We start from the raw sequence: 25,564 nt of genomic DNA on the forward strand, positions 1-25,564 counted from the left end.
ACCAATATGGGCAAAACCACTAAGGACGATAAACCAAGAGCAACGGACCCTCTCGTCAATAAAAAGGCGAAGTTCAATTTTGAGTTAATCGAGTTCTATGAAGCCGGTATTGTTTTGACCGGCTCCGAAGTGAAATCCTTACGCGGGAAAAAGGGAAACCTTACCGATTGTTTTGCAAAAATTAAAAACGGAGAAGTTTTTTTAGAAAACTTTCAAATCCCTCCTTATAAAGACGGAGGTTATGCGAATCATCCTGAAATTCGCCCTCGCAAACTTCTCTTGAAAGCAAAAGAGATCGCAAAGATCGAACGTGCTACGAAAGAGAAGGGACTGGTTCTGATAGCAACTAAATGTTATTTTAAAGACAACCGTTTGGTGAAAGTAGAAGTTGCTACCGCCAAACCGAAAAAGCTTTTCGATAAGAGAGAGGACATCCAGAAGAAGGAAGCCAAAATCGAAATCGAAAGAGCTATGAAGGATAAACTACGCAGATGAAAGGCCTCCCCATCGTCTCCATTGTTGGAAGACAAAATGTGGGTAAATCCACTTTATTCAACGCAATTTTACGCGCGCAATCTGCAATCACGGAAAATACTCCCGGCGTTACCCGTGACGTATTACAGAAATTAGTCGAAAAGGATGATTTTAAGATTCCTTTTTACCTATGTGATACGCCTGGACTTGATATCGAAAACCTGGATGAAATCAACACTGAAATTTTAGAAATTGCCTTCGAACATTTAAGAAGGTCGGATCTGATCATTCATGTGATGGATCATAAGGACCTTAGACCGTATGATCATAAGTTGGTCGCCTTACTGAAAAAAGACGAAACTCTTTCTCAGATACCTGTTCTATCCCTTGTTAACAAAGTCGATACCGATCAGGACGAATATGATTTGGAACCTTTTTATCAATTGGGAATCAACGAAATCGTTCCTATTTCCGCGATCGGGCGGAGGAATTTTTCACTTCTTTATGATAAGATCAATTTTCTATTACCTGTAAATAAAAAGAAACCGGATGATCCTTATTGTAGAATCGCTATTATAGGAAAACCAAACTCCGGTAAGTCGAGTCTTCTGAATACTCTCCTTGGTTACAAACGGGCGGTAGTCAGTGAAGTTCCCGGTACAACCAGAGATTCGGTTCACAGCCAGTTCATGTTCCAGGAGAAAAAACTCGAGATCATCGATACTGCAGGGATTCGCAGGAAATCGAAAGGTGGAGAGAGTTTGGAATTTTATTCTTACAAACGTACTCTATTCGCTTTGGGAGAAGCGGACGTAGTCGTACTTCTCATCGATGCCTTGAAAGGGTTCGGGGAATTTGACAAAAAGATTTTCAGCGAAATCCAGGAAATGGGAAAACCTATGATACTTGCTGTAAATAAATGGGATGCAGTTGAGGACAAAGAAAGTAACTCCTGGAAAAACTATCAGGAAAGACTTTTCTTTCGTATGTCGATTCTCAAAGAGCGTCCTGTGCTTTCTCTCTCTGCGACGGAAAGACTCCGCACTCATAAACTTCTAGAAACTTGTGTCGAACTCTATGACAAGTCTCAGAAAAAGCTCACTACACGTGCTCTAAATAACTGGCTAAGCAAATGGAGTGGAAAAAATAAGGTAGGAAAGGCATCCAATCGACCTCCGAAGGTGTTTTACGCCACTCAGACTTCGCAGATACCTTTTAAAATCTTGTTTTTTGTAAATGATTCGAAACTCTTTCCGTCGAATATTTTATCGTTCTTCCGAAAGAATATAGTAAGCGAGTTTGGTTTGGAGGGACTCTCCGTCGAACTGGAACTCAGAAACAGAAGTGATTCTAAGGATAAAGACAAAGAAGGTAAAGAATGATCTTTCTTCTCGCAATAATCGCAAGTTACCTGCTCGGAGGGATCCCGGTGGGTTTCTTAATCGCAAAAAAGGTGAAAGGAATCGACCTCCGGGAACATGGAAGTAAAAACATAGGTGCTACCAATGTGGGCCGGGTGATCGGCTGGAAATACGGTAGTATTGCACTGATTTTCGATGCTTTGAAAGGTGCTATTCCGGTTTTACTCGCAGATTATATTCCTTCGCCTTATTCACTTGCTACCTCCGAAATTTTACTGGGATGTGTCGCGATACTCGGCCATACATTCACTCCCTATTTGGGATTTAAGGGTGGCAAAGGTGTCGCCACTGCCTTGGGTGTTTACCTTACACTTGTTCCTATTGTAACGGTTTGCGCGGTTGCTATCTTTTTAATCGTTTATAAAATCAGCGGATTTGTATCTTTGGGTTCGATCCTTGGAACTCTTTCCATGCCGATTTGGTATTGGGGAATGAATCAGTTTCTACCAAACATTGGTTATTCTCCAATCATACTTTTCGTTCTGATCGGAACATTTTTTCTGATCTGCTTTTCTCACCGGGAGAACATCAAACGCATATTACTCGGCAAGGAACTCAAAGCTGTAAGCCATGCAACATGAGAAAGAAGCTACTCTTTCCCATAAAGAGAAGTTATTCCTAATCAATAAATTCGTAGAAGAACACCCCGAAGCGGAAATCCAGGATTTTTACAAATGGTTGTATTTCGGTGAATTCGGAGTAGAGGAATACAATACGCTTCTCGCTGGCAAAAAACAAATTCCGGAATTGCATGTTATTCTTTCCGAGATCAAAGAAGAATCGACTCTTGAAAAAAAAGTAACTCAAGTTTGGGAACCGTTCGGACTGTCAGCGCGATTTATCAAAGTATTCGTAAGTCCTTATTATTTAAATGATTGTCCGATCAAAAGATTGGTAAATCTGATCGAAAGATCTCCTGCATTTCGAGGAGCGCGGATGACTTTCAAATTGGATTGGAATCTTTTAAAAGAAACCGTGATCGAAATTCGGCAGGATCTAACCAGAAGGGATTTTATCAATTTCGAAGAAAGAATCAATTTTCACCAATTACCCGAGTTATCCTTTACGGAAGCTTTCCAAAAACAAAATCCATTCTATTACAGAGTGGTATCTCAAAAACTATTCTTTGATTATTTCCCCGAATATGTGGATGAAACTGTTTTTCATCCTTTTGTGGACAATAATTCACTCATCGGATAAAGACTTCTTTTTAGATATTTTAGTTCCTTTCTTAAAGATTGGGTCAATAGATTATTTTTCCGAGCAAGAGTTAGATCTTTATGGCGAAGCAGATAGATTTCCGTTTTTCTTACCATCCTTCTTAGATACAATTGGTTTTGTACCCAGATCCAAAGAGGACTTGTCAATAGATCGAATTCTTCTTTGTTTTCGCTTTCAATCAGGGTGAGTTCTTTTTCGATAAATATTAGATCGTCGCTGATTTGTCGGAATAACTCTTTGGATTTTTTACTGAGTTTCGCATCTGTTTTGTTTTTTTGTCCGAGAAGGGATACAAGCCAAGGTTCTTTTTTTCTCCAAGGGTAACCGTGATCTTCTTTCGTAAGTAAATCCTGTATTCCTGTTTCCGGTTCCAAATTTTGAAACCCTTCGATCAAGGCGCCATCCGCGTTCAAGTTGATCAATTTCAAATCCACGGAGCGAGCCGATTCTTCGAACCAATGCCTGTAAAGTTCCAAAACATAATCGGTTAGAACCGTTTTTCCGTTACAGGAAGGAACTTCCTTCGTTTCCCGTTTGCGGATGATCACTTCATTGATCCGCTCCAGGCTTTGGCGCCTACTAACCTGCGTTAGCCATTTTTCGTTATGATGAGTTCCTGTGGAATGGATTTCCCTTCCAGAGTAGGCGAGATCCTGACCTACAAAATAGATTTCGGAAAATCCCATATACCTGAGCATATCGAATGCAGTTGTGGCAACGCTTCCCCCCGATTGAATGTCTCCCACTTCCTCAAAGACTGAGTCTGCCAGTTCTCCACCTGCAGTCACCTCCCGAATCAAACTTCCTTCCGCATCCACTTGGAATTTTGCAGTCACAGAATGAATTACGGAACGAAACATGGGTTCACGAAGTAGGGTGGGGGAACTGACAAGATCCGCAAAGAGAGGAATCGGCTCCAGGTTTTCCCCCATAAAATGAAAGAATGAATTAGTTTGTGCATCCAGTGTGACCACTCCGTCGGGAATGATTCCGTCCTTCAGTAGAACTTTCAAAGAGGTGTCGCAGGAAAGTACGAATACTTTGTCTCTGATCTTATGAATCCATTTCAGATTTTTTCTAAGTGAAGGACCAGCTGATACGAGTAATGCGGAAAGTCCTTGAAAGTTTTCCCTTAGAGAGGAAATTTTAAATCGTTCCGGTGAAGTTTTCGCGACTTGCAAAAGATTCCAAATGGAATTTTTCACCCATAGTCTTTCGAACTCGAATTTGGTAAGAAGATCGCTCATTTTCGCTGAAAATACGGACTGAATTCTTCCTTCTATTTCGGAATAGAATATCTGTTCCCGTTGCATGTCCGATTGGTTGCGGATGATTTTCAATCCGCTGACTCTATCTATAGGCAAGGACTCCAGATAGTTCATTCCTAAAGGTAAAAAAGTTTCCCCCGAAAATATATGTCTGCCGGGAATCTTTAACGTATCTTTCAATACCCGATCCCACATAACTTCGATTAGTACGGGATCATCTCCTATCATAACGAAAATCTGGCCCGGTCTCAAAGCAGAATTGATTCTTTGGATCAGATGGGGATTTCCGAGTCCCATGAGCAGGACGACGTCCGTAGATTTTAAGTTATGTGACTCAAGCAGTCTTTCGGCTTGTTTGTCGGGGGAAAATTTGGAAGAGAGCGCCTCCCCATTATATGAGACATAATACTGTCCTTCTTCCTTCGCGGGAATTATGTCCCATAAACCGGAGGAAGGCCAGTTTTGGAAATAATTTCGAAGATAAGGCTTGCGATTAAAAATTTCACTGGAAACTTGATCCGTAATTTGGGACATAATACTATCTAAAGTTTTTTCTTATGTCTCCCAACCTCTGTCAACCGGGAAACAAAGGAAAGCACGAGCAAAACATGCATCTAAAAAGCCTTAATATTGTTGGATTTAAAACTTTCGCAGACGAAACGGAAATCGCATTCGACCCGGGTTTCACAGCCGTAGTAGGTCCCAATGGCTCCGGTAAGTCGAATATTGTCGATTCCGTAAAGTGGGTATTCGGTGAAAAAAGCGCCAAAGGTCTACGCGGTGAAAAAATGGACGATGTTATCTTTCACGGAACAGAAAGTAGGCGAGCGGCAGGGTTTTCCGAAGTTTCCATTCTATTTGACAATCATGATAATTATTTCTCAATCGATTTCCCTTCCGTAAAAATCACACGAAGACTTTACCCTGACGGTGAAAATGAATATTATCTCAATGATGTTCGTTCCGCAAGAAAGGATATCGAAAAAACTCTTTTGGATACGGGGATCGGTAAATCCAGTTATTCCATTTTGGAACAAGGCAGGGTGGATCAGATTCTAAACTCCAAGCCGGAAGAAAGAAGAGCGATCTTTGAGGAAGCAGCCGGTGTATCCCGATTCAAGTTGGATCGTAAGGAAGCAACCAAAAAGCTGGATGATACCAATCAGAATTTATTACGTATCCAGGATATTATGAACTCCATGATCAAGGAAATGGAGACAAAAGAAAAACAATCGGAAAAAGCGGAAGCATATTTTAAACTCAAGCAAGAGTTAGATGAATCTGATAAAAACCTGCGTTTTTTGAAACTGAGAGATTTTAAAAAACGAATGAAGAAATCCGATGAAGAATTGCAGGACATTCGGGACAAAAACAAAAACCTTCTTTCTCAGATTCAGGATGAGACTTCTCTGATTTCCGAAAAGGAAAAGTTCAAAGAAGCCAAAGAAAGAGAAATTGCGGATATTGATAAAAAATTATTCGATCATCTTTCCCGAACTCAAATTCAAAAAGAAAAAATTTCAAAAAACAAAACTTTTATCGCTGAATATGATATCCGCCTTTCGGATATTAGCCGGGTCTTGGATGAAGAAAATCAGTCCGCTGTGAAATTGGAAGTGGAAAAAAAACAGATCGAATCCGAAACGGAACATCTGAAGGAAATTCAAGCGCACCTTTCCCAAGAAATTCAGAACCAGGAAAGCATCCGCAAGGATTTGGAAGACAAGATCAAATCGGAAGAAGAATCCATTCTCACCAAAGAAACAAAAATCCAAGAGAATGAAAAACGACATATATCTCTTCGTGAAAAACAAAAGCTGATCATCCAGGAACTTATCCAAGAGCTGGAAAATAAGAAGAAAGAATCTCAAGGAAGCGAAGAAAAAAGAAACGAAGACAAAGCTCTTCTTTTGGCCAATTTGGAATCCTACCAAATGTATTTAGAAACTTCTTATTCCTATTTAAACCAAGGAAATCTGGAAGATCTGTCTACGGAACTTCGTAAGATTGATTTGAGTTCCTATAAGGAACAATTGAACGTCTTCCTGGAGAAAGAAGACAGTTTTAGAAATCTACTTTTCGATAAGGACGGAGTTTTATCCAAGAAGGAAGTAGTCGATCAGGACATCGAAGATTTGCTTTTGGAAAATGAAAATCTAACGAGAAGCATACGGGAGAGCCAGACGTTAATCTTAAGTCTGAGAAATCATTGGGAAACCGCCCGTAATCAAATTGTGGATTTGGATAAAAAAATCCTCGAAACTCAATCCAGAATAGACAACCAAACCAGACAAACGATCGAATTGAATGACCGAATCGCGGAGATTTTCAAAAGAATCGCAAGTTCGAAAGAACAGGAATCAGGCATTCGTGAAAAACGGGAAAATCTGGAGAAAGAAGTAACATCTCTTGAAAAAGAAATCGAAGATTCCTATCAGGAATTTCTTTCTATGAGTAAGATGTTGGAATCCGAAAAAGAGTCCTTACAAAAATTACTCGAAGAAATCCAAAATTTAAAAAGCAATATTTCCAAAAACCAGGAAGTTTTCCAAACTTTACTTCCTCTATTGTCCGAAAAAGAAAGAACATCATCCGCATTAAAAGTGCAGATCGATTCGCTCATTGAGGAATTGTACAACGATTATTCCCTGACCGATTCAGAATTGGAAATGGAGAAGGGTGCTATCAGTTTGGAACAAAAAGAAGAGGAACGAAAATTAAGATCCGCAAAATCGGAAATTCAACTACTTGGTTCAATCAATCCTTTGGCGATTGAAGAATATCGTACGATCAAAGAAGTTTACGAACATAACCTGAAACAAAAAGAAGATATAGAAGGTTCCAAAAAAGACATTGAGGATGTATTGAAACGAATCAATACCGAATCCGAAAAATTGTTCCAGGAAACGTTTGAAAAAATCAAAGCCAATTTTCAGGAAACTTTCTCCACACTTTTCAACGGAGGAAGAGCGACTCTTGAGCTGACTGAAAAAGAAGACAGCCTCAATTCCGGTGTGGAAATTATGGCGGAGCCTCCGGGAAAACATGTTCAAAATTTGCGATTGTTATCCGGGGGTGAAAAGTCCCTTACCGCCATTGCATTGTTATTTGCTATTTACATGGTAAAGCCGAGTCCGTTCTGCTTTTTGGATGAAATTGATGCGGCACTAGATGAAGCCAATAAACTGAGATTTTGCCAGATCCTTGACAGGTTCAAAGACAAAACCCAGTTTATCGTTGTATCCCATGCTCAATCTACGATTTCACGTGCAAACGCGATCTTCGGAGTTACGAATGAAGAACCGGGGATTTCGAAAATCGTATCTCTGCGACTAGACGAAGCCAAGGTATTCTCCAAGCAACTTTCTAAGACAGGGACTGACTGAGGGAAGGGAAATAGAAAAAGTAGGAAAAGAAAGGCGGTTACTTACCGCCTAGCTCCTTCATAATGCAAGAACTGAAAGTTTTGCAGGAATCTCCTGCGGCGAGACAAGCTGCGATTTTACTGTAGTATTTTGGTTTGTTGCAATTGAAATCACAACCTTTTTTAAGCATTTGTTTTTGGTCTTCTGTCGCTTGCGGGTTTACTTGCACGGAACAGGTGTAAAAACGATCACAGGCTTCCGTACATTTGGGGAAGTCTGCTGCCATTAGATTGGATGTGATAAGCAGAAGTGAAGCCCCTGCTAGTAGAAGAATTGTCTTTTTCATGCGAAAGTCTTCCTTTACGATCTGGTAGCGAAGACGGGAGTCGAACCCGTGACCTCAGGGTTATGAATCCTGTGCTCTAACCATCTGAGCTACCTCGCCCTATACCTTAGATCGTTTTTTAGAGCCAAATCATTAGCTCTTTTGTCATTTTTTATGTGATAAGTGACTGGTAAAGGAAAAATCAGAACCTATGATTCTTAAATCTTTTTGGGGAACCAGGGAACCTGGAAGAGGTTGGGTGGGTTAGGATAAATAAAAAACCCCCGCCTTTCAGCGAGGGTTCTATTCTTAGCAAGAATAAGTTGTTAGGAATTCGTATGGGTGAGGGCGACCTTCCCATGGCCAAATTTCCGTTTCAAACTTGTAGTGTTGGTATGTTTGAATGAAATTTTCACTCATTACATCACCTTGTTTGAAAACATCTTTGCTCGCTAGCATCTCTTCTACGGCTTCTCTCAAAGTATGAGGCATTTGTTTGATACCTTTTTCTCTAATTTCATCCAAAGAGAGTTCGAATAGATCTTCTTCTCTCGGTTGACCCGGATCCAGTTTTTCTTTAATGCCTGTTAAACCAGCCATTAACATGGACGTGAACGCCAAATATGGGTTAGCTGTTGAGTCAGGGAAACGGAATTCCACGCGAATTGCTTTTTCTCCGGACACAAAAGGAATACGGCAGGATGCCGATCTGTTTTGCGCGGAATAAGCAAGGATAGAAGGAGCTTCGAATCCCGGAATCAAACGTTTGTAAGAGTTCGTTGATGCATTTGTAAATGCAGCACAAGCTCTGGCATATTTTAGAACTCCACCTACGTAATTCAATGCCAAGTCGGAAAGACCTTGGTATTTGTCTCCGGCGAAAAGGTTTTTTCCACCTTTCCAGAGAGATTGGTGAACGTGCATACCGTTACCATTATCACCAAACAGAGGTTTTGGCATAAAAGTTGCGGTTTTTCCGTGTCTGTGGGCTACCATCTTTACGATGTATTTTAGCTTTTGAACATTGTCGGCAGCTTCAATCAAAGTTCCGAATTTAACACCGATCTCGCCTTGAGCTTGTGCTACTTCATGGTGAACCACAAAAGTTTCCATTCCGATTGCTTCGAGAGTTTTTACAAATTCAGCACGAAGATCCACTTGAGAGTCGATCGGCGCAACAGGGAAATAACCGCCTTTTGTTCCAGGTCTGTGTCCGGAGTTAAAGTTGATTTTTCCTGCGTTTGGTGCACCTGGGATTTCCGAATGAGAGTTCCAGATACCTTCGTTGGAATCCAATTCATAGGATTGGCAGTTGATTTCATCACGAACTTTCAAGCTGTCAAAAACGAAAAATTCGTTTTCAGGACCAAAATAAGCAGTATCTGCGACTCCCGTAGTTTTCATGTATTCCAATGCTTTCTTAGCAATGGAACGCGGGCATTTTTCGTAGTATTGTTTTTTGTAAATGTCCCAAACATCACAGAACATAACAAGCGTTTTGTCAGCTGTGAATGGGTCAAGGAATGACGTTGCAATTTCAGGGTGGAGTTGCATATCGGAAGCGTTGATTGGCTGCCATCTAGCAATCGAAGATCCGTCAAATGGGATCCCTTTGAATGTGTTTTCATCCACTGAATTCACATAATAAGAAACATGGTGCCATATTCCTTTAATATCAGTGAATCGGAAATCGTAGAATACGACTCCGTTTTTCTTGGCGAACTCAACCACTTCCTTTCCGGAAGTAAATTTTGGGGTTGCGAACTGCATCTTTTTCTCCTTCGTTCAGAGGTTCGTTTCTGATTCTAATCTGGTTGTCCAATATACTGCAATATCTATACCACGTCAATTCGATGGAAATTTAAGGAAATCGCACCGTTTTTAAGCAGACTGCATTCTATTTCTGTGCGTAAAAATTAAGCAATATGTCTTTAGCTTGATCAATTCGTACGCGCGACACGCTTATTTTCATAAGAGAATCGGAATCTAATTTTACAATCTTGGTTTATTTCTGCAATGAAATCAAATACCTGAGATTGAAAAAAAGAAGTCTTTCTTTTGCGCATGAATCGATAATGATTGTTATGCGTTGATCGGATGATTCTTTTTTTTGAGCTTTTTTACCGGGAAGAAATTCGAATTTTTATCTAAAATTCGTGATTTAAAAATGACCATCCTATATTTGTCAAAATGACATATTTTTTTCGTTTATCCTAAATTGGCTATCTTTAACTATTGGAACATTGATGGAAAGTAACGGACAGTATGTGCGTACAAATCGTCTTGAAAGTTTTATTAAATTTTCTTCAGATCCCATCTGGTGCTATGAAGTCGACATTCCTATGCCGACAAATCTCCCTGTACTAGACCAAGCAAATTATCTATTCGAACATTCCATCGTAAAGGAATGCAATCTCGCTACGGCTAAAGCTTACGGATTTACAAAACCGGAAGATATGATTGGAAAATACATCAAAGATCTGATTCCTCTTCAGGATCTTTCTCCCATCGTTCAATTTGTAGAATCCGGTTATGAATTTTCAAATGTGGAATATCTGGAAGTTTTATCCGAAAACCGAAAGAGGAATTTTATCATCAATGTTCATAGTGAATTGTTAGACGGTAAATTCGTAAGGTGTTGGGGCCAACAAAAAGAAATTACTTTGATGAAGGCCACGGAAGAAAAACTGAATGCTTTGCTTCGCCTTTCCGGAATCCTAAATGAAATTTCAAGAGTCTTTGTATTCAGTAAGGCTGAGTTCATTACGGATGCAGTTCAGTTCGCATTGGAGAAAATCGGTGAATACACCGAGGCCGACCGTGCTTTTATTATGGAGATATCCCAGGACAGACAATCCATGTCTTTCACGCACGAGTGGTTGAATGAAGGAGTCGAATCCGTAGTTTCGGTAGGGCAGGATCTACCTATTTCTTCCATGAGTCCCGAGAATTTGGGAATTCTGATGAATGACGGAATTTTATTTATGCCTGATTCCATGGAATTACCGGAAGGATCTTGGGCAAGAGGAATGATGGAAAAAACAAATGTTAGGTCTTCTCTTTCCATCGGGCTTCGAGATGAGGAAAATCTGATGGGGCTACTCGGTGTGGTAAAGCTTCATAAAAAATACGAATGGCAGAAGGAGTCACATAATCTGCTTTCCCTTGCCGCGGATTTGATTTCCCAGGGAATGTTAAGGGCGCGGAGTGAACTGATATTGCATGCAAAAGAAAGGAAACTTCAAAGTTTCTATTCGGAAATCACTGAAGACTTAATGCTTGCTAGGTTGACTCAGGAATCTTGGATCGCGAAGGATTTTCCCAATTATAATAACGTTAAGTTTTTCAGTAACTTCTTTCCTTACGGGGAAATCGGAGGAGATATCATACTTTATGGTGCTCCTTCTCCCGATTATATCGATATTTTATTCGGTGATATTTCTGGACATGGAATTTCTTCCGCTTTGGTTTCCGGTATCGTTGCTATGGGATTCAAAAAACATTCGGATGCCAAACTTTCTCCCAAAGACCTTTTGAAAGAATTGAATACCGAACTCGAGCCAGTGATGGGAAAACATCACATTAGCTGTTGTTTGGTGCGAATTTATCATGAAACGAGAGAGGCTGTTTTCTGTTTTGCGGGACATCCGCCTTTGCTGATTTGGAATATGCTAAAGAAAGAAAAGATACAGTCATTGATCCATGAAAATTATCCGCTTCTTTTGATCGAGGAATGGGAAGGAATTGAAATCAAATATCAATTTCATCCCAAGGATCGTCTGTTCCTTTATTCGGATGGAATTTACGAAGTGGAAAATAAAGACAGAGACGGTGTTTTGGGTTTGGAGAAATTTCTCGTCATGGTGGATGAACTGAAGGATTTCGATACCGACGGAGAGGATTTTTTGACCTCCGTGGTAACCAATGCGGTGATTCGTGAAGACAGAACCATCCGGGATGACATTGCTTTGTTATTGATTGAGTTTACTTAGGTAAGGAATTTTAAGGAGACTCGAATCCTTATTTTACGCAGTCCCAGCCGGTTTGCCATTCTTGTTCGTCGTTATGTTTCCAGATGCCTGTTAGGTGGGTGGGATTCGGTGTCATACGTCGGATGGAAAGTTCGAATTCGAAAGTTCCGTTGTCTCCGCTTTCTTTTTCCGCCCAATTGCCAATGAATTTGTTTCCTACTATATTTCCCGTTACGCTTCCGCCGTTAGGAGTATAAGTTCCTGACACAGAGTTTCCGTTTTGCGACAAAGTGAGCGTTCCGAAATCACCGCAATTCCATTTGCCTGCGATTTTTTTAGTGAAGCCGCCTTGTGGAACTTGATCAACCTGTTGTTGCCTTTCACTACCTTTTTTTTGAGAGAATAGAATGGTCGGAACGGAAACAGCTAAAAACGTAATCGTAAAAAAAAATCATTTTTTGTTTCATCGGTATTTCCTTATTCTACGTCTGCTAGATCTAATACCGGCTTGTCCGCTTGCGGATAACGGGCCAGATACTCTCCTACTATTTTTTGTTTTCCTTCCAATCTTGTTAAGTGATTTTCAATGATATAACCGAAGTCCAATTTACCTTTTACGATTTCGTATCTTTCCGTTTCAATCGTTCCCAAATCCAAATCCGAAGGAACTTCGTTTGCTTTGTCGGCGTATTCTTTTGCTTTTTCCCAGTAGGGAATGGCCTCTTTATAAAATCCTTCCGCAATCTGAAATGAATTTTTCAATTCATGAGCGAAGTCCAGGTTATAGAAATAAACATGTCTTTTGTCGAACTTGGATGCGATCCTCATATAAGATCGCATGATTCCCAAATTGATTTGCATAAACATTAGATTACGGTATTTGTAATATTCCGCTTCCGTTTTTGTTTCGCATAATGCGTGTTTTGGGTGACGGAACCTTTTTGTCAGAGCTACTTTCAGAAAATAGATGTTTTTCCTGAGTTCGTTTTCGTTGTAATGCTGTTTTAGATTGTATAGTTCGTAATAATCTTCCAGATACTTCGGATCCCATTTATGAAGTTTGTAGGGAACCCAATCCGAAAACTTGGTATAAGGTCCGTTTTTCTCGTATTCGTAATTATAATCTATATCCGTTTCCCAGGCGAAAAGAGAGTGGGAAACAAAAAACAAGATCAGAATGAATTTGGAAAAAACGGGTTTCACCTTATCATTGTCGGCGGAATTCGGATTTCCCAAAATAGAAAGGATGGGAACTGTTTCCGGAAAACCGTAAAATCGATGAAAAGTCTTGTCCTTCGGAATTTAATTCAACGGGGAAAGAGGTGCCACCCATTGGTAACCGACTCCTCTTACATTCCGGATGGAAGATTCACCTAAGGCTTCCCTGAGTCTTACGATTGCGTTGTCTATGGTTCTTTGCGTAGGAAATGCATCTTCTCCTACAATCTGATCCAGGATTTCATTTCTACTCCACACATGGCCCGGTTCCGAGATAAGAAGTTCCAAAAGAGCGCAGTCTCTTTTGGAAAGAGGGATGAGTTCTCCTTTTTGAGATTTTACGGCAAAGGAATCCAGATGGATTTCCAAACCTCCCGAATTCCATTTTTTACCGAATGGTTTTTGACTCGTTTGAATCACTCTTTCCAATCGGATGAGCAGTTCTTTTAAATGAAATGGTTTGGGGATAAATTCCACAGCACCCAATTCGAATCCTTTCAATCTTTCCTGCGCGCCGGCTTGGGCCGTAAGAAATAAAAAGGGTGTGTCTTTGGATTCTTTTTTGATGAATTCGGCAACATGGAATCCGTTCTCGTCCGGGAGTCTGAGGTCTAGAATGACCAGGTTCGGTTTTTTTTCTAAAAATAAAATTTTGGAATCTGCAGCGGTTTTGGACCAAAAGACTTTATAACCTTCTTTGACCAAACGTTCCCGAAGAGTTTCTCCCAAACTTTCATCATCTTCTACGATCATTATTGAAGGTTTCATATAGTTTGTTTTTTCACCTCAAGTGTTGCCGTGAATCCTTTGTTAGTTGACGAAAGAGATAACTTTCCACCCATTTTTTCAAGAAGGTTTTTTGCAATATAGAGTCCGATCCCGGTTCCACTTGTCCTGGTGTGACGGACGAAAGGTTTTGTGAGGTCGCGCAAATTTCCCGAAAAACCGATTCCGTTGTCTCCGATACTAAGATGGATTTTTTTGTTTTCCGATTCGACGGAATATAACCGGATGGAAGTGGCTTTTCCATGAAGACCGGCATTTTCGATTAAGTTCTGTAAGATGGATTCGATCGCTCTTTTGTCCGCAATGATTTCGGTATGGACATTACAAGACGGATCAATGATTAAATCGGGATAATCAGTTTTGACGGAAGAGACCAGTTCCTGTAGGGGAAAAGTTTCTATATAAAGTTTTTCGCCTTGCATGAGGCTCGCCAGATAAAACGCTTTTTCCATTCTGGATTCGATTCGCTTGTTTTCTTTCAGCAATTTTTCATAACGAACCAGAATCGGTTTGTTCTTATTGTCACTGATCAGTCCTTCGATTTGCAATTGCAGACTTGCCAAAGGAGTTCTCATTTCATGTGTGACTGTCGTGAAAAAATCAGAGATGAGTTTGGCTCTTTTGAAATCCCGATAAGAAAGCCAGGCGAGAGTCACTCCGCCCAGTGTGAGCATTCCTAAAAAAAAGGAACCTTCCAGTTTGAGCATACGGTCTACCCGTTGCAATTCCTGGGCACTGGTTGTATCTTTTGTCATTTCCGCGATGGTTCTTGCTTGCCTGAGTCCCAGAATCCACCACCAAATCCCCAAGGAAACGGTTAAACTGAGCCATGCAACGGCAAAAATCATTCGAAAACGGGCAGAACCCTTCAAGGTAAGGTTTTCTCTTTTAAAAAAATCTTGTCATTTTGACTTTTTACCAAACTTAATACGTAAGCTGGATTTTCAATATGGTAATCCAAAGTTTTCATGTTATTTAATTCTCTACAGTTTTTACTTTTTTTTCCCATTGTTCTTTTTGTCTTATTCTTTCTCAAAAACCGAAATGCTTCTCTTATTTTTTTACTCGTAGCAAGTCTTTATTTTTATGCTTCATGGAATTTTAACTACCTTTTCTTAATTCTAATTTCCATTATTTCTACTTATCTTTCCGCAATTGCAATCGATCAAGAAGCCAGAAAGGAAAACGAAAAAAAAAACATTCTGATGTTTGCCATCATTTTGAATCTTTTGATTTTGTTTTTTTTCAAATATTATGATTTTTTTAGAAAAGAACTTTCTTCTTTCAATATAACAAACCAGTTTCCCGAATGGAAATTTCTTTTGCCGGTAGGAATTTCTTTTTATACATTTCAAGCCATAGGATATTTGATTGATGTATATCGAAGATCAATTCCTGCAGAAAAAAATTGGATTAACTATTCTTTATTTATTACATTCTTTCCTCAATTGGTAGCAGGCCCAATTGAAAAAGCGGAACATATTCTGGTTCAGTTTCGTAATCAAATCAAATGGGAGAAGGCAAATCTTGTAAATGGGTTGGATCTTGTGCTTTGGGGATTTTTAAAGAAGGTTGTGCTTGCCGATAGACTCTCGGTATACGTTGATTCCGTTTATTCGAATTTAGAAGTACATGGCGGTTTGACTTTGTTAGTTGCTTCTGTTTTATTTTCAATTCAGATTTACTGCGATTTTTCGGGTTACTCTGACATTGCCGTCGGAGTAGCCAGGATGATGGGATTTAATCTTATTCAGAATTTCAAAAATCCTTATTTCTCAAAAAATATAGGAGAGTTCTGGAGTAGGTGGCATATTTCACTAACTTCCTGGTTTCGTGATTATTTGTACATTCCGTTAGGTGGAAATCGCGTAACATTATTCCGGAATTATCTCAATGTTTTAATCGTTTTTTTATTAAGCGGACTTTGGCATGGGGCAAATTGGACATTTATTATTTGGGGTTTATTGCACGGTGTTTGGCGGATCCTTGGGATGGGCTTTCAGAAAATGACTTCCCAGCGAATTTTTTTTGTAAGACTAAGTAAATTGAAATTTGTAGATTCAGTTAATGTTTTGTTAACTTTTGGGTTTGTAACATTTGCGTGGATTTATTTTCGAGCCAATAATTTGGCAGATGCACATTATATTATCAGAAATATTCTTTTCAATATGGAATTAACAAATACTTCCTTACGGCAAACGATCCTCCCTTTCACACAGTCCAATGTTTCTATTGCACATGCGATTGTGGTATGTTTTTGGGTGTTTTTTGTTTTTTATATTGAGAAAATGAAAGAGGTTAATTTTAGTTTTATTCTAAGATTGTTTATTTCCATTTCTATTTTATTTTTTGGGAAATTTGATAATGTTAGTTTTTTGTATTTTCAATTCTAAATGAATAAGTTTTCAATACATATCATTTTAAAAATACTAACGGGTATTCTTGTTTTTTTTACTCTTGTTTTTTTTAAGAATTATTATTCTTTTTTGTTTTCAAGCACCACCTCCGGGCTCATGGCTTTACCAGAAAATTCAAATTATTTATTAATCGGTTCTTCTCTCACTCGCCAATCTTACGATCCGAGTATCCTTCGATCCAAGTTAGGGAAAGTTTACTTACTTGCCTATAATGGAAATCAACCCTGTATGATGTCGGAACAATTGCGATTTTTAAAAAAAAGAGGGAAAACTTGGAACCATTTAGTATTGGAATTTTATCCTCAAACCTCAAGCCAAGGTCCGTCCATTAGCGATTTGAGGATTATGTTGGACAGCGATCTTGATTTAAAAAGACGTTATCTGGCTTTGCTGAGCAATGAAAGGGAAATCAGTTTCTCCGAATATTATGAACTCATTGTAACTTCCAATATAGAATTGATCACTACTTATTTTTTAACAGGAGCACTGATTGATAGTTTTTCTGTTGATGGTGGTTATGTGAATAAAAGGGAAGAGGGATCTTCTGAAGAACGTCTTGCCGCGGAGTCTGAGAAAATCAGGATTGTTTCGCCAAAAATTCATTCTGCACAATTGCAGTGTTGGAAGGATTTGATTGAGGAAAACCAAACCGAAGGAAAAACACTGGAGGTTTGGGAAGCTCCCAAGTTTTTTTCTGTAAGTTCTGATCCAAATTACCGGGAGATCAAGGCAACGTTTTCTCGTTTTCTTTCGGAAAAAGGGATTCTTTTTCGTTCCTTTACTTTTTCGGATCGTGATCCGCTTTTATTCCGTGATCCCATCCATTTGTCGACTCAAGGGAGAGAAGTTCTTAGCAAAACCATTATAGAGGCAATCGAAAAAGCCCCGAATTGAATCTTCTAGTAGGCAAAAAGGGGTTGTCAGCTCTGGTTTCTAGCAGATTTTACATTGATAAGGAGTACCATCTTGAACTTCGAAGATATATCGAAACATTTAGGAAAAGACGCTGAATCCCTACTTGGATTCAATAAGCCAAAAATCTCAAAAGACCTTTTACACGTTCCTGGAAATGACTGGGTAGACCGGATCTTCGGACCCACGGATCGTTCCATCCCCGTATTACGCAGCATTCAATCCCTTTTGGGACATGGAAGATTGGGGGGAACAGGTTATGTTTCCATCCTTCCTGTCGACCAAGGAATTGAACACTCAGCCGGCGCTTCTTTCGCAAAAAATCCGATTTACTTTGACGGTGAAAATATCATCAAACTGGCGATAGAAGGTGGTTGCAACGGTGTTGCTACGACTTTAGGAGTATTGGGTTCTGTAGCACGTAAGTACGCTCACAAGATTCCTTTTATCTTGAAGATCAATCATAATGAACTTCTCACTTATCCGAACAAAAGCGAACAAATTCTATTTGCTACCGTAAAACAAGCGCACGACCAAGGTTGTGTTGCGATCGGAGCGACTATTTATTTCGGATCTGCAGATGCCGGAAGGGAAATCGTTGAGATTTCCAAAGTTTTTGAAATGGCGCATCAATTGGGAATGGCGACCATCCTTTGGTGTTACATCAGAAACAATGCTTTTAAAAAAGACAAAGATTATCATGTTTCCGCAGACTTAACAGGTCAGGCGAATCATCTTGGTGTTACGATCCAGGCGGACATCATCAAACAAAAGTTACCTGAAAATAATGGCGGTTATAATGTTCTGAATACGGATTCCACTTATGGAAAAACGGATAAGAGAATCTATTCCGACCTGACATCCGACCACCCGATTGATTTGACACGTTACCAAGTGGCAAATTGTTATATGGGAAGAGCGGGACTGATCAATTCCGGAGGAGCATCGGGAGAGAATGATCTTCAGGATGCACTTAAAACCGCAGTGATCAACAAGAGAGCGGGAGGAATGGGTTTGATTTCCGGACGTAAAGCATTCCAAAAGCCTATGAATGACGGGGTGGCTCTTCTCCATGCGATCCAAGACGTTTATCTTTCTAAGGAAATCACGGTAGCATAATATCGGTTCTTCGAAAGAAAATAGAATTTTAAAAAGAAGAGGGGGGATACTCGTCCCTCTCTCTTCGATTCTCACAAGAGATTCCTTTGAATGTGGGGATATTTCTTCTTTATTTCCTTTGGGAAAATGGGCCAAATCAGCAGGCTTTTCCATTTTACAAATCCTTCCCTTAAATGACACCGGTTTCGGAAAATCACCTTACAGTTCCATTTCAGCCTTCGCCATCGATCCTATTTATATTTCACTGAAAGAATTGGGGATCAGTCTGGTTTCCAGAAAGTCAAAAATCGTATCCGATAGGATCAATCAAACCAGAATCAGAGAACTGAAGTTAGTTGAACTTAGAAAGTTCTTCCTTTCCGATCTGGAAAAAAATGAAAAATTGGCAAAGGACTTTCTATCCGACCACTCTTGGGTGGAAGGTTATGTATGTTTTCGGGTTTTGTATGCTTTGAATGAAGGTAAGGACTGGAGTCTTTGGCAGAAAGAAGACCAAGATCCGAAGAAGGTAAAAATCCGAGTTTTTTCCGATTTTAAGGAAGAGGCTTTGTTTTTATCTTATTTGCAATATATCGCGTTTATGCAGCTGAAAAAAGCCAAACAGGAGTTAGAAGGGATAGGCATCTTTTTGAAAGGAGATATGCCGATTTTAACTTCCCGTAATTCCGCAGACGTTTGGGAACATCCCGAATATTTCGAATTGGATTTGCAAGCAGGTGCCCCTCCCGATGCTTTTTCAGAGGAAGGACAAAACTGGGGTTTTCCTGTATTGAATTGGGATGTCTTGCGTAAAACGGACTTTAGCTGGTGGAAAGAAAGACTTCAATATTTGGATCATTTTTTCCATCTCTATCGAATTGATCATGTGATTGGAATGTATCGGATTTGGGCAATCCCAATGCAACAAACAAGTGCTAAATTCGGATGGTTTCATCCTCAAATCGGTTGCAGTCGATCTCATTTTTTGGAAAAGGGATTGGATGTTGAAGATTTAATCAAACGCAAGTTAATTTATGAATTCAAAAAAGATTCTTTTATTTTTTATTGGGATTTTTGGAAAGAGCCAGGTTGGTCGGAATTGCCGGAAGAGATCAAGGCAAAGGCATTTCCTCTTTCCGAGATCAATTTAAAAGAAGATGAAGCCCTTTGGGCGAAGGCGGGAGAAGAGATCCTGTCAGCCTTGGACGGATTTGCAAACGCCGTCCCTTGCGCCGAAGACTTGGGAGCGGTACCTGGTTTTATACGGGATTCATTGAAGGAAAGGGGCACTCTAGGAATCGATGTGATTCGTTGGACCCGTTCTTTGGAAAATGGAAACTACATTGAGCCGGAAGGGTATAGGGAAACTGCGATCAGTGTTTTGTCCACTCATGACACTTCGTTAGCTTTGGATTGGTGGATGAGTCTTTCCCATGGAGAAAAGGAATATGCCGGCAATTTCTTTTTTACTGACCAGAAAAAGGAACTTCCGAACTCCGCTTCCGAGATCTTGGAAGGTTTATTGGATTTTTCTTTCTCAACAAATAGCTTATTTTCGATTCAGATTTTGCAGGACCTTTTGTTTACGGGAGAGAATTCCATTTTGGAAAATCTTTCCTCTCACAGATTCAATCTGCCGGGCACTCCGGAAGATAAAAACTGGTCCTACCGGTTTTCCTTTTACATAGAGGATTTGATTGCGGATGGGAAACTGACCTTGGCATTGAAAGAAAAAATGATTCAATCCCGCCGGTTTGTGGATTAGTTCAATTCGGGCAAAAAGCCGAACAAAGTTCTAAATTTTTAAGAGATTTTGCAATTTTGATTCCCTTGCATAAGGAAATGTGGTAGTAGGAAGCCATTGGGTGGCGGGTGGTTAACCCCACCCAATCTCGATAGGGCGGGGATGGTATACCAAAAACTCCCGTAATTTTTCCTTTGCCCACGGCAGAATCCTTCAAGTCGAATTCCCGTCCATCTGCTAAGATGTCTTTACATAGAAAGGAGACACCTTATGCGCTTTGCAAAAGAAATGGCGTTTTATTCCGCCTACCATCAGGAAAAAAGAAATGTTTGGATCCATGTCATTGGAGTTCCAATGATTACCTTTACTCTGTTTTTGGTTTTAAGCAGATACAGTTTGACAGAGCTACAAGGATTTCATGTAACAGCAGCTACGGTATTTGTTGCAGCAGTTTTGGCGTATTATTTTACTTTGGATGTTATTTTCGCGACCGCAGCAACTCTGTTATTCGGTTCCCTCTATCTAATGGCACAGTATCTGACTGCAACTCTATCTTCCGAAATCGCATGGACTGTATTCGGACTTGGTCAATTGGTAGGTTGGAGTGCTCAGTTTTACGGACACTTTATTTTTGAGAAAAGTCGCCCTGCACTTTTTGACAATCTATTCCAGGCGCTTGTATCGGCTCCTTTGTTCGTGATTGCCGATGTTTTTTTCGAGCTTGGTTATCGAACTGAATTGAAGGATGCGATCGAGAAAGAATTGAAAGAAAGAGGAAAATGGAAAGATTTTTCTCATGCACACGCTAAGTAAAAAATTAGCCACAGAAAAATAATTTCACCTTATGATTTGCCCCCAAAAATTTCGATGGGGGCACTCCGAACATTCTTTTGAAGGTTCGGCTCAGATGCGACTGATCAGCAAATCCTGCAGCATGAGAGGCATCTGTTAAATTTCCACCCGATTGCAAAACCTTTGCCGCTTCATGAAGTTTCATCCAAAGTAGATATTGGCGAAAAGGAATTCCTATCTCTTCTTTGAATAAGTGCATAAATCTGGATTCGGAAAAACCGAGTTCACTTGCAAGAATAGGAACCGAAAGATCTTCTCTTAATGAAATTTTCATTTTTTCCACCAGACTTGCGATTCTAGGATCCAATAGTTTTGTTTCGGGTTTTGTCGTTCCAAGAGCGCTGAGAATGGACTCGAATAAGGAACGTGCACTTGCGCAATCCAGTTTTGCTTCCAGTAAATTTTTGCATTCTTCAGTGAAGCTTTGGACTTCTTCGATCGGTATTTCCCTGATTCCCTTTCTTCCGAAACGGGTCAATAGCGACGCATAATATTTGCTATATGGATCAAATTGTAATACGATCATATCTGAATTTTCCGCAAGTAACATATGATGGAAATTCGGTGCGAGGAATGCCGCCTGGTAGTAAGTTTTTTCCTTTTCACTCGTTTTGATGCAGAATGGTTCTGAAATGGAAATAAGAATGGATACTGCGAAATGTGCATGAAAATCGGTTTCTAATCCGCGTGTTCCGAGAAGAATCTTTCCACCGAAATAAAACAAACTACCGGAATAGGAATCAACCATTTTGAAAAGACCATCTAACTTTGTTTTTGCTTTGTAAATCCATTTTTCCCATCAGTTCGGAAAAACGATTGAAAATAATAAAAATTTCCGTACTTTGATGCACACATTAAGGAATAGGGTCGTCTAGGAATGAATCAGTTAAAAAATCATTTGCAATTTTGTTTTAAGTTTTTTCTGTTTTTTTCCTTTTTATGGATTCAATCTTGTATGTTCGGATCTTCTGGAAATGTGCGAGATTATAAAGATTATCTTTCCGAACAAAAACAAACGGGCTTAATTCCTCCGGGAAAGGTTAGAGTTACTTTTCTGGGAACCGCTTCTCTTCTTATCGATGATGGAGAAACACAACTTCTTACGGACGGATTTTTCACCAGACCGACCTTATTTCGAACTGCATTTTTTAAACTATCCACAGATACATCCGTTATCGAATCGGTGATAGCAAAGACTAGGATGAATCGACTGAAAGGAATCTTTGTCTGTCATTCCCATTATGATCATGCTATGGACGCACCATTCGTAGCAAAACTGACAGGAGCGAATTTATACGGATCATCTTCCACTTTGAATGTAGGAGTGGGAGCGGGACTTTCTCCAGATCAGATGAATTTATTCATTCCCGGCAAACCGATTCGCATCGGAAAATTCACAATCACCGTTTTGTCATCAAAACACACTCCTCCTTTTAAAATACTAGGCAAAACAAATGCGACAGATCCGAATCATCCGGATATCGATTCCCCTTTGGTGCAACCTGCGAAAGCAAGTGATTACATTGAAGGTGGAGCTTTTGATTTTCTGATCCAACATGGAAGTCATTCTTTACTGATCAAAGGAAGTACAAATTATATCGAAGGCGCCTTGGATCGTTATAAGGCGGATGTTTTATTTTTAGGAATCGCTCAGTTGTCAAAACAATCGGAAACATTTCAAGAAACTTTTTACAGGGAAACCGTGAAAGCGGTAAAAGCGAAACAAGTGATTCCCATTCATTGGGATAATTTTTTTAAACCGCTTACGGAACCTTTGGAGCCGAATTTAAAAATCGGAGATGACTTTAATGCAAATATGAATTTCATTCTTCGTAAAACAAAATCGGATCAGATTAACGTCATCCTTTTGCAAGGATTCGAAACGATAGACTTGTTTTAACAGGAAGGTTGGTAGCAGTTATGAAAAAAAATAAATTCATTTTCCATTCAGTCTTTGTAATTTTCATTTTATTTTCTTTCTCTATTTTTTCCGAAGCCTCAACATACACTTCTTATAGATGGAAGGAAATGAAAGGAGATTATATTATTTCCAATCCGCCGATTTTGGAAGAGGGTGAATCTTTGGATTTATTCGAATCGGTTTTGATTCATAAGGGAAATGCATATTACTTGATTCGTTCCAAAGACAAACCTTTGGAGATTTTGAAATGGAATTTGAAAACGGGAGAGAAGACCAAAATTCCTTGGACCGGAGATAAAATCACCGGATGGGCCAGTTCCAAAGACAAAGTTTACTTTCGCATAAAGAAAAAGATTTTGGAGATAAACCCCGACACTCTTATCACTCTCGGATCCTTCGATTGGGAAGACTCAAATTCCGGTTGGCATGATATGGTGATTGACGGAAATAAAGTTTACTCTCATCACGGAACAAAATTCATTATTTTCGATCTAACTACTGGCAAAAAAATAGAAGAAAAAACTTATCCTGTAACAGGTGTTCAAAGAATGTTCTCCTGGGGAGAGAACCAAGTCGGCCTTGTTTCCACTCTCTGGGGAGCAAAAATTCAAATCCTGGATATTGGAACGAATACGGTCACAAATGAATACAAACCCAGTATCAGTCACCGAGCACTTATGAAGTCCGATTCGGCCGGGAAAGGAAAACTATTGGTATTGGATCCGGTGACCAAGAACTTTTTTGAATTGGGTCTCATCGGAAATAAACTCTACGATCTTTCCAAGGGAATTCAGGTATTGGAAAACGGAAAGGCGATCCGGTTTTCTCCGATAGAAAATGAAGTTTATGCGGAAGTTAATATTACAGCTGTCTCGGATATGACGGCTTCAGAGGTTTCTCTTGTACTACCTCCTAACGAAACTTATTCGCAGGAATTAACGGATGAGCAGTTTACGAAAGATTCTGAAATAGAATATGATGGTTTGGGAAATAGATCGGTTCGATTTTTAGTTCCTGCTCTGTCCGCAGGAGAAAATTTTGAAAAGATTGTATACAAAGCGAAGATGAAGCGGTTTAAAATCGAATTTGATCTTTCTTCTTTAAAATCAAAACTTAGTGATTTTCGGGCGGATTCAAAGTTTTCGATTTATACGGCAAACGATTGGTTTTTAAAGTATGATGATGAAGTTGTTAAAGCAAAGCGCGCGGAAATTTTGGGAGAGGATCCCGATATTTTTGAAACTTTATCCCGCACACAAGAATATGTTTCCAAGATCCCGTATAAATCCGGTAAGTTCGAACCCGCTCCCCAAGTGATTTCCAAAAACAACGGCGCCTGCACGGAACACTCCTATGTTACCATGGCATTTCTCAGAAGTATTGGAATTCCGGCCCGATTGGTTTGGAATTATTTACCGACCGAATCTTCGGATAAGATTTTTTTAAATCATAAATTTGTAGAAGCATGGACGGATGAATTCGGCTGGATTCCCATGGAACCTTTGGCAGGTCCCGCAAAAATTCCAGGATCAACTTATGCGCGTCATGTGATCTTTGCGAATCTGAACGGTGTCTATCATGAAAAAATTTCAGGAGGGGACAGGTTGATTCAATTCGCAAAACCTTTTCTGGCAAATTCGAAAAAAGCGAAACTACGTTTGGATTTTTATAAAAAAGGGATCGAAGATGCGGAAATTTCCGAAGTGAAGATTCAATCCAGATCCTTACAAAAACCAACCAATGAGGAAGAGAATGTTTTTGTTCCATAATTATTTTCAAAGAAATATTTTTATCGTTTGTCTCATCATAGGTTCGGGATTTGTGATCGATTGTAAATCGGTGCCTTCCGTTAATCGCTCGAATTCTATTTCCGATTCTTCCGAGTCCACCATTTCCGAAACGGCTTCCGTTGATTTGATTCGTGTGAAGGAAAATGTTTGGATCCATCGCAGTAGCGGGATTGTCGGCGGAGAAAAGATGTTTGCCAATGGTTTGGTTGTGATCACTTCCAAAGGGATTGTTATCATCGATACTCCCTGGACAAAGATGCAAACGGTGACACTCATTCCGCTCTTAAAGGAAAAGTTTCAAAAGGAAATCCGTTTTGTAATCATATCTCATGCTCATCAAGACCGGATTTCAGGAATCGATGTATTTCTTCAAAATGCAATACCTGTCTATAGCACTAGTTTGACGGCGAAAGAAGCGGAAAAGAACGGATTTACCAAACCGACTCCCAAATTGGATTTGGATCCGAGGATGAATTTGGGTGACACCGGGATTGAAGTTTATTATCCGGGGCACGGGCATACCAAGGATAATATCGTTGTATGGTTGCCAAATTCTCATATTTTATTTGCAGGTTGTCTGATCAAATCTTTGGAATCAAAAACACTTGGATATATAAAGGAAGCGAATCTGGATACTTGGCCTATGACAGCCAAAAATCTTTTGGAAAGATACCCTGATGCGGAAATCGTTGTACCAGGCCATGGGGACTGGGGCAAAACGGATTTGATACGGCATACCATCCGTCTGCTGGATGAAAATCCGAAGTCTGATTGAAAATCT

Annotated in this window: 22 protein-coding genes and 1 tRNA gene; 14 read left to right on the forward strand and 9 right to left on the reverse strand. The window is 39.7% G+C overall.

Going from position 1 to position 25,564, the window contains the following annotated elements; translation table 11 throughout:
• Positions 1-6 precede the first annotated feature (6 nt).
• Genes smpB through DI077_RS06875 form a run of 4 tightly spaced genes read left to right on the forward strand, consistent with a single transcriptional unit; the run spans position 7 to position 3,095 of the window.
• Entirely contained in the window at positions 7-495 is a 489-nt protein-coding gene (gene smpB / locus DI077_RS06860; RefSeq protein ID WP_109018859.1) for an SsrA-binding protein, read from the forward strand.
• Complete coding sequence (gene der / locus DI077_RS06865; RefSeq protein WP_109018860.1) at positions 492-1,856, forward strand: ribosome biogenesis GTPase Der; 1,365 nt, start codon at positions 492-494, stop codon at positions 1,854-1,856. Before smpB ends, der begins: the two co-directional genes overlap by 4 nt.
• Entirely contained in the window at positions 1,853-2,476 is a 624-nt protein-coding gene (gene plsY / locus DI077_RS06870; protein WP_242935394.1) for a glycerol-3-phosphate 1-O-acyltransferase PlsY, read from the forward strand. The genes der and plsY overlap by 4 nt, the downstream gene beginning before the upstream one ends.
• A complete protein-coding gene (locus tag DI077_RS06875; protein ID WP_109018861.1) occupies positions 2,466-3,095 on the forward strand; it encodes a hypothetical protein in 630 nt (209 codons plus the stop codon). The genes plsY and DI077_RS06875 overlap by 11 nt, the downstream gene beginning before the upstream one ends.
• Here the strand turns inward: DI077_RS06875 and DI077_RS06880 are convergent.
• Positions 3,059-4,918, reverse strand: a complete 1,860-nt coding sequence (locus tag DI077_RS06880; protein WP_109018862.1) for a motility associated factor glycosyltransferase family protein — start codon at positions 4,916-4,918, stop codon at positions 3,059-3,061. The genes DI077_RS06875 and DI077_RS06880 overlap by 37 nt on opposite strands.
• Positions 4,919-4,992: 74 nt before the next feature.
• Between DI077_RS06880 and DI077_RS06885 the strand changes: the two genes are divergently transcribed.
• Entirely contained in the window at positions 4,993-7,770 is a 2,778-nt protein-coding gene (locus DI077_RS06885; RefSeq protein WP_109018863.1) for a chromosome segregation SMC family protein, read from the forward strand.
• A 37-nt stretch (positions 7,771-7,807) separates the two neighbouring features.
• Here the strand turns inward: DI077_RS06885 and DI077_RS06890 are convergent, their stop codons facing one another.
• The 3 genes from DI077_RS06890 to glnA form a co-directional block, all read right to left on the reverse strand.
• On the reverse strand, positions 7,808-8,095 hold the full coding sequence (locus DI077_RS06890; protein WP_109018864.1) for a Cys-rich protein: 288 nt from the start codon (positions 8,093-8,095) through the stop codon (positions 7,808-7,810).
• 22 nt (positions 8,096-8,117) lie between these two features.
• Positions 8,118-8,194 (reverse strand) — tRNA-Met (locus tag DI077_RS06895).
• Between the two features lie 189 nt (positions 8,195-8,383).
• On the reverse strand, positions 8,384-9,844 hold the full coding sequence (gene glnA / locus DI077_RS06900; RefSeq protein ID WP_109018865.1) for a type I glutamate--ammonia ligase: 1,461 nt from the start codon (positions 9,842-9,844) through the stop codon (positions 8,384-8,386).
• 572 nt (positions 9,845-10,416) lie between these two features.
• Between glnA and DI077_RS06905 the strand changes: the two genes are divergently transcribed.
• On the forward strand, positions 10,417-12,066 hold the full coding sequence (locus DI077_RS06905) for a PP2C family protein-serine/threonine phosphatase (protein ID WP_167837084.1): 1,650 nt from the start codon (positions 10,417-10,419) through the stop codon (positions 12,064-12,066).
• Between the two features lie 28 nt (positions 12,067-12,094).
• Here the strand turns inward: DI077_RS06905 and DI077_RS06910 are convergent, their stop codons facing one another.
• The 4 genes from DI077_RS06910 to DI077_RS06925 all read right to left on the reverse strand — a co-directional run bounded on the left by DI077_RS06910 (position 12,095) and on the right by DI077_RS06925 (position 14,897).
• Positions 12,095-12,313, reverse strand: coding sequence for a hypothetical protein (locus DI077_RS06910; RefSeq protein WP_109018867.1), 219 nt, complete (start codon positions 12,311-12,313; stop codon positions 12,095-12,097).
• 209 nt (positions 12,314-12,522) lie between these two features.
• Entirely contained in the window at positions 12,523-13,224 is a 702-nt protein-coding gene (locus DI077_RS06915; RefSeq protein ID WP_109018994.1) for a hypothetical protein, read from the reverse strand.
• Between the two features lie 123 nt (positions 13,225-13,347).
• Positions 13,348-14,031 (reverse strand): response regulator transcription factor, encoded by a 684-nt coding sequence (locus DI077_RS06920; RefSeq protein WP_109018868.1) that lies wholly within the window; start codon positions 14,029-14,031, stop codon positions 13,348-13,350.
• On the reverse strand, positions 14,028-14,897 hold the full coding sequence (locus tag DI077_RS06925) for a sensor histidine kinase (RefSeq protein WP_109018995.1): 870 nt from the start codon (positions 14,895-14,897) through the stop codon (positions 14,028-14,030). The genes DI077_RS06920 and DI077_RS06925 overlap by 4 nt, the downstream gene beginning before the upstream one ends.
• A 120-nt stretch (positions 14,898-15,017) precedes the next feature.
• On the opposite strand from DI077_RS06925, the gene DI077_RS06930 reads away from it, so the two are divergent.
• The 5 genes from DI077_RS06930 (at position 15,018) to DI077_RS06950 (ending at position 21,033) form a co-directional block, all read left to right on the forward strand.
• Positions 15,018-16,442 (forward strand): MBOAT family O-acyltransferase, encoded by a 1,425-nt coding sequence (locus DI077_RS06930; RefSeq protein WP_109018869.1) that lies wholly within the window; start codon positions 15,018-15,020, stop codon positions 16,440-16,442.
• A complete protein-coding gene (locus DI077_RS06935) occupies positions 16,443-17,360 on the forward strand; it encodes a hypothetical protein (RefSeq protein ID WP_109018870.1) in 918 nt (305 codons plus the stop codon). It abuts the gene before it with no gap.
• A 72-nt stretch (positions 17,361-17,432) separates the two neighbouring features.
• Positions 17,433-18,497, forward strand: a complete 1,065-nt coding sequence (locus DI077_RS06940) for a class I fructose-bisphosphate aldolase (protein ID WP_109018871.1) — start codon at positions 17,433-17,435, stop codon at positions 18,495-18,497.
• A 46-nt stretch (positions 18,498-18,543) separates the two neighbouring features.
• Positions 18,544-20,241 (forward strand): 4-alpha-glucanotransferase, encoded by a 1,698-nt coding sequence (locus DI077_RS06945; protein ID WP_278321685.1) that lies wholly within the window; start codon positions 18,544-18,546, stop codon positions 20,239-20,241.
• Positions 20,242-20,490: 249 nt separating this feature from the next.
• Entirely contained in the window at positions 20,491-21,033 is a 543-nt protein-coding gene (locus DI077_RS06950; RefSeq protein WP_109018874.1) for an Mpo1 family 2-hydroxy fatty acid dioxygenase, read from the forward strand.
• Positions 21,034-21,037: 4 nt separating this feature from the next.
• Here DI077_RS06950 and DI077_RS06955 read toward each other — a convergent pair whose 3' ends face one another.
• A complete protein-coding gene (locus DI077_RS06955; protein WP_109018875.1) occupies positions 21,038-21,820 on the reverse strand; it encodes a helix-turn-helix transcriptional regulator in 783 nt (260 codons plus the stop codon).
• A gap of 129 nt (positions 21,821-21,949) precedes the next feature.
• On the opposite strand from DI077_RS06955, the gene DI077_RS06960 reads away from it, so the two are divergent.
• Genes DI077_RS06960 through bla form a run of 3 tightly spaced genes read left to right on the forward strand, consistent with a single transcriptional unit; the run spans position 21,950 to position 25,558 of the window.
• Positions 21,950-22,972, forward strand: a complete 1,023-nt coding sequence (locus DI077_RS06960) for an MBL fold metallo-hydrolase (RefSeq protein ID WP_109018876.1) — start codon at positions 21,950-21,952, stop codon at positions 22,970-22,972.
• A gap of 20 nt (positions 22,973-22,992) precedes the next feature.
• Entirely contained in the window at positions 22,993-24,762 is a 1,770-nt protein-coding gene (locus DI077_RS06965) for a transglutaminase-like domain-containing protein (RefSeq protein ID WP_109018877.1), read from the forward strand.
• Positions 24,746-25,558 carry a subclass B1 metallo-beta-lactamase gene (gene bla / locus DI077_RS06970; RefSeq protein WP_109018878.1) on the forward strand — a complete coding sequence of 271 codons (813 nt, stop codon included), beginning with the start codon at positions 24,746-24,748 and terminating at the stop codon, positions 25,556-25,558. Before DI077_RS06965 ends, bla begins: the two co-directional genes overlap by 17 nt.
• Positions 25,559-25,564: the final 6 nt, after the last annotated feature.

The sequence above is a fragment of the Leptospira kobayashii genome (assembly GCF_003114835.2).
Lineage (GTDB): Bacteria > Spirochaetota > Leptospiria > Leptospirales > Leptospiraceae > Leptospira_A > Leptospira_A kobayashii.

What these genes read in the sequence shown, in the direction of transcription:
- DI077_RS06925 (WP_109018995.1), bottom strand. Translation starts at nt 14,897, where the DNA reads ATGATTTTTGCCGTTGCATGGCTCAGTTTAACCGTTTCCTTGGGGATT.
- DI077_RS06890 (WP_109018864.1), bottom strand. Translation starts at nt 8,095, where the DNA reads ATGAAAAAGACAATTCTTCTACTAGCAGGGGCTTCACTTCTGCTTATC.
- DI077_RS06920 (WP_109018868.1), bottom strand. Translation starts at nt 14,031, where the DNA reads ATGAAACCTTCAATAATGATCGTAGAAGATGATGAAAGTTTGGGAGAA.
- plsY (WP_242935394.1), top strand. Translation starts at nt 1,853, where the DNA reads ATGATCTTTCTTCTCGCAATAATCGCAAGTTACCTGCTCGGAGGGATC.
- DI077_RS06950 (WP_109018874.1), top strand. Translation starts at nt 20,491, where the DNA reads ATGCGCTTTGCAAAAGAAATGGCGTTTTATTCCGCCTACCATCAGGAA.
- DI077_RS06935 (WP_109018870.1), top strand. Translation starts at nt 16,443, where the DNA reads ATGAATAAGTTTTCAATACATATCATTTTAAAAATACTAACGGGTATT.
- DI077_RS06960 (WP_109018876.1), top strand. Translation starts at nt 21,950, where the DNA reads ATGAATCAGTTAAAAAATCATTTGCAATTTTGTTTTAAGTTTTTTCTG.
- DI077_RS06955 (WP_109018875.1), bottom strand. Translation starts at nt 21,820, where the DNA reads ATGGTTGATTCCTATTCCGGTAGTTTGTTTTATTTCGGTGGAAAGATT.
- bla (WP_109018878.1), top strand. Translation starts at nt 24,746, where the DNA reads ATGTTTTTGTTCCATAATTATTTTCAAAGAAATATTTTTATCGTTTGT.
- DI077_RS06880 (WP_109018862.1), bottom strand. Translation starts at nt 4,918, where the DNA reads ATGTCCCAAATTACGGATCAAGTTTCCAGTGAAATTTTTAATCGCAAG.
- smpB (WP_109018859.1), top strand. Translation starts at nt 7, where the DNA reads ATGGGCAAAACCACTAAGGACGATAAACCAAGAGCAACGGACCCTCTC.
- DI077_RS06885 (WP_109018863.1), top strand. Translation starts at nt 4,993, where the DNA reads ATGCATCTAAAAAGCCTTAATATTGTTGGATTTAAAACTTTCGCAGAC.
- glnA (WP_109018865.1), bottom strand. Translation starts at nt 9,844, where the DNA reads ATGCAGTTCGCAACCCCAAAATTTACTTCCGGAAAGGAAGTGGTTGAG.
- DI077_RS06965 (WP_109018877.1), top strand. Translation starts at nt 22,993, where the DNA reads ATGAAAAAAAATAAATTCATTTTCCATTCAGTCTTTGTAATTTTCATT.
- DI077_RS06875 (WP_109018861.1), top strand. Translation starts at nt 2,466, where the DNA reads ATGCAACATGAGAAAGAAGCTACTCTTTCCCATAAAGAGAAGTTATTC.
- DI077_RS06930 (WP_109018869.1), top strand. Translation starts at nt 15,018, where the DNA reads ATGTTATTTAATTCTCTACAGTTTTTACTTTTTTTTCCCATTGTTCTT.
- DI077_RS06905 (WP_167837084.1), top strand. Translation starts at nt 10,417, where the DNA reads ATGCCGACAAATCTCCCTGTACTAGACCAAGCAAATTATCTATTCGAA.
- der (WP_109018860.1), top strand. Translation starts at nt 492, where the DNA reads ATGAAAGGCCTCCCCATCGTCTCCATTGTTGGAAGACAAAATGTGGGT.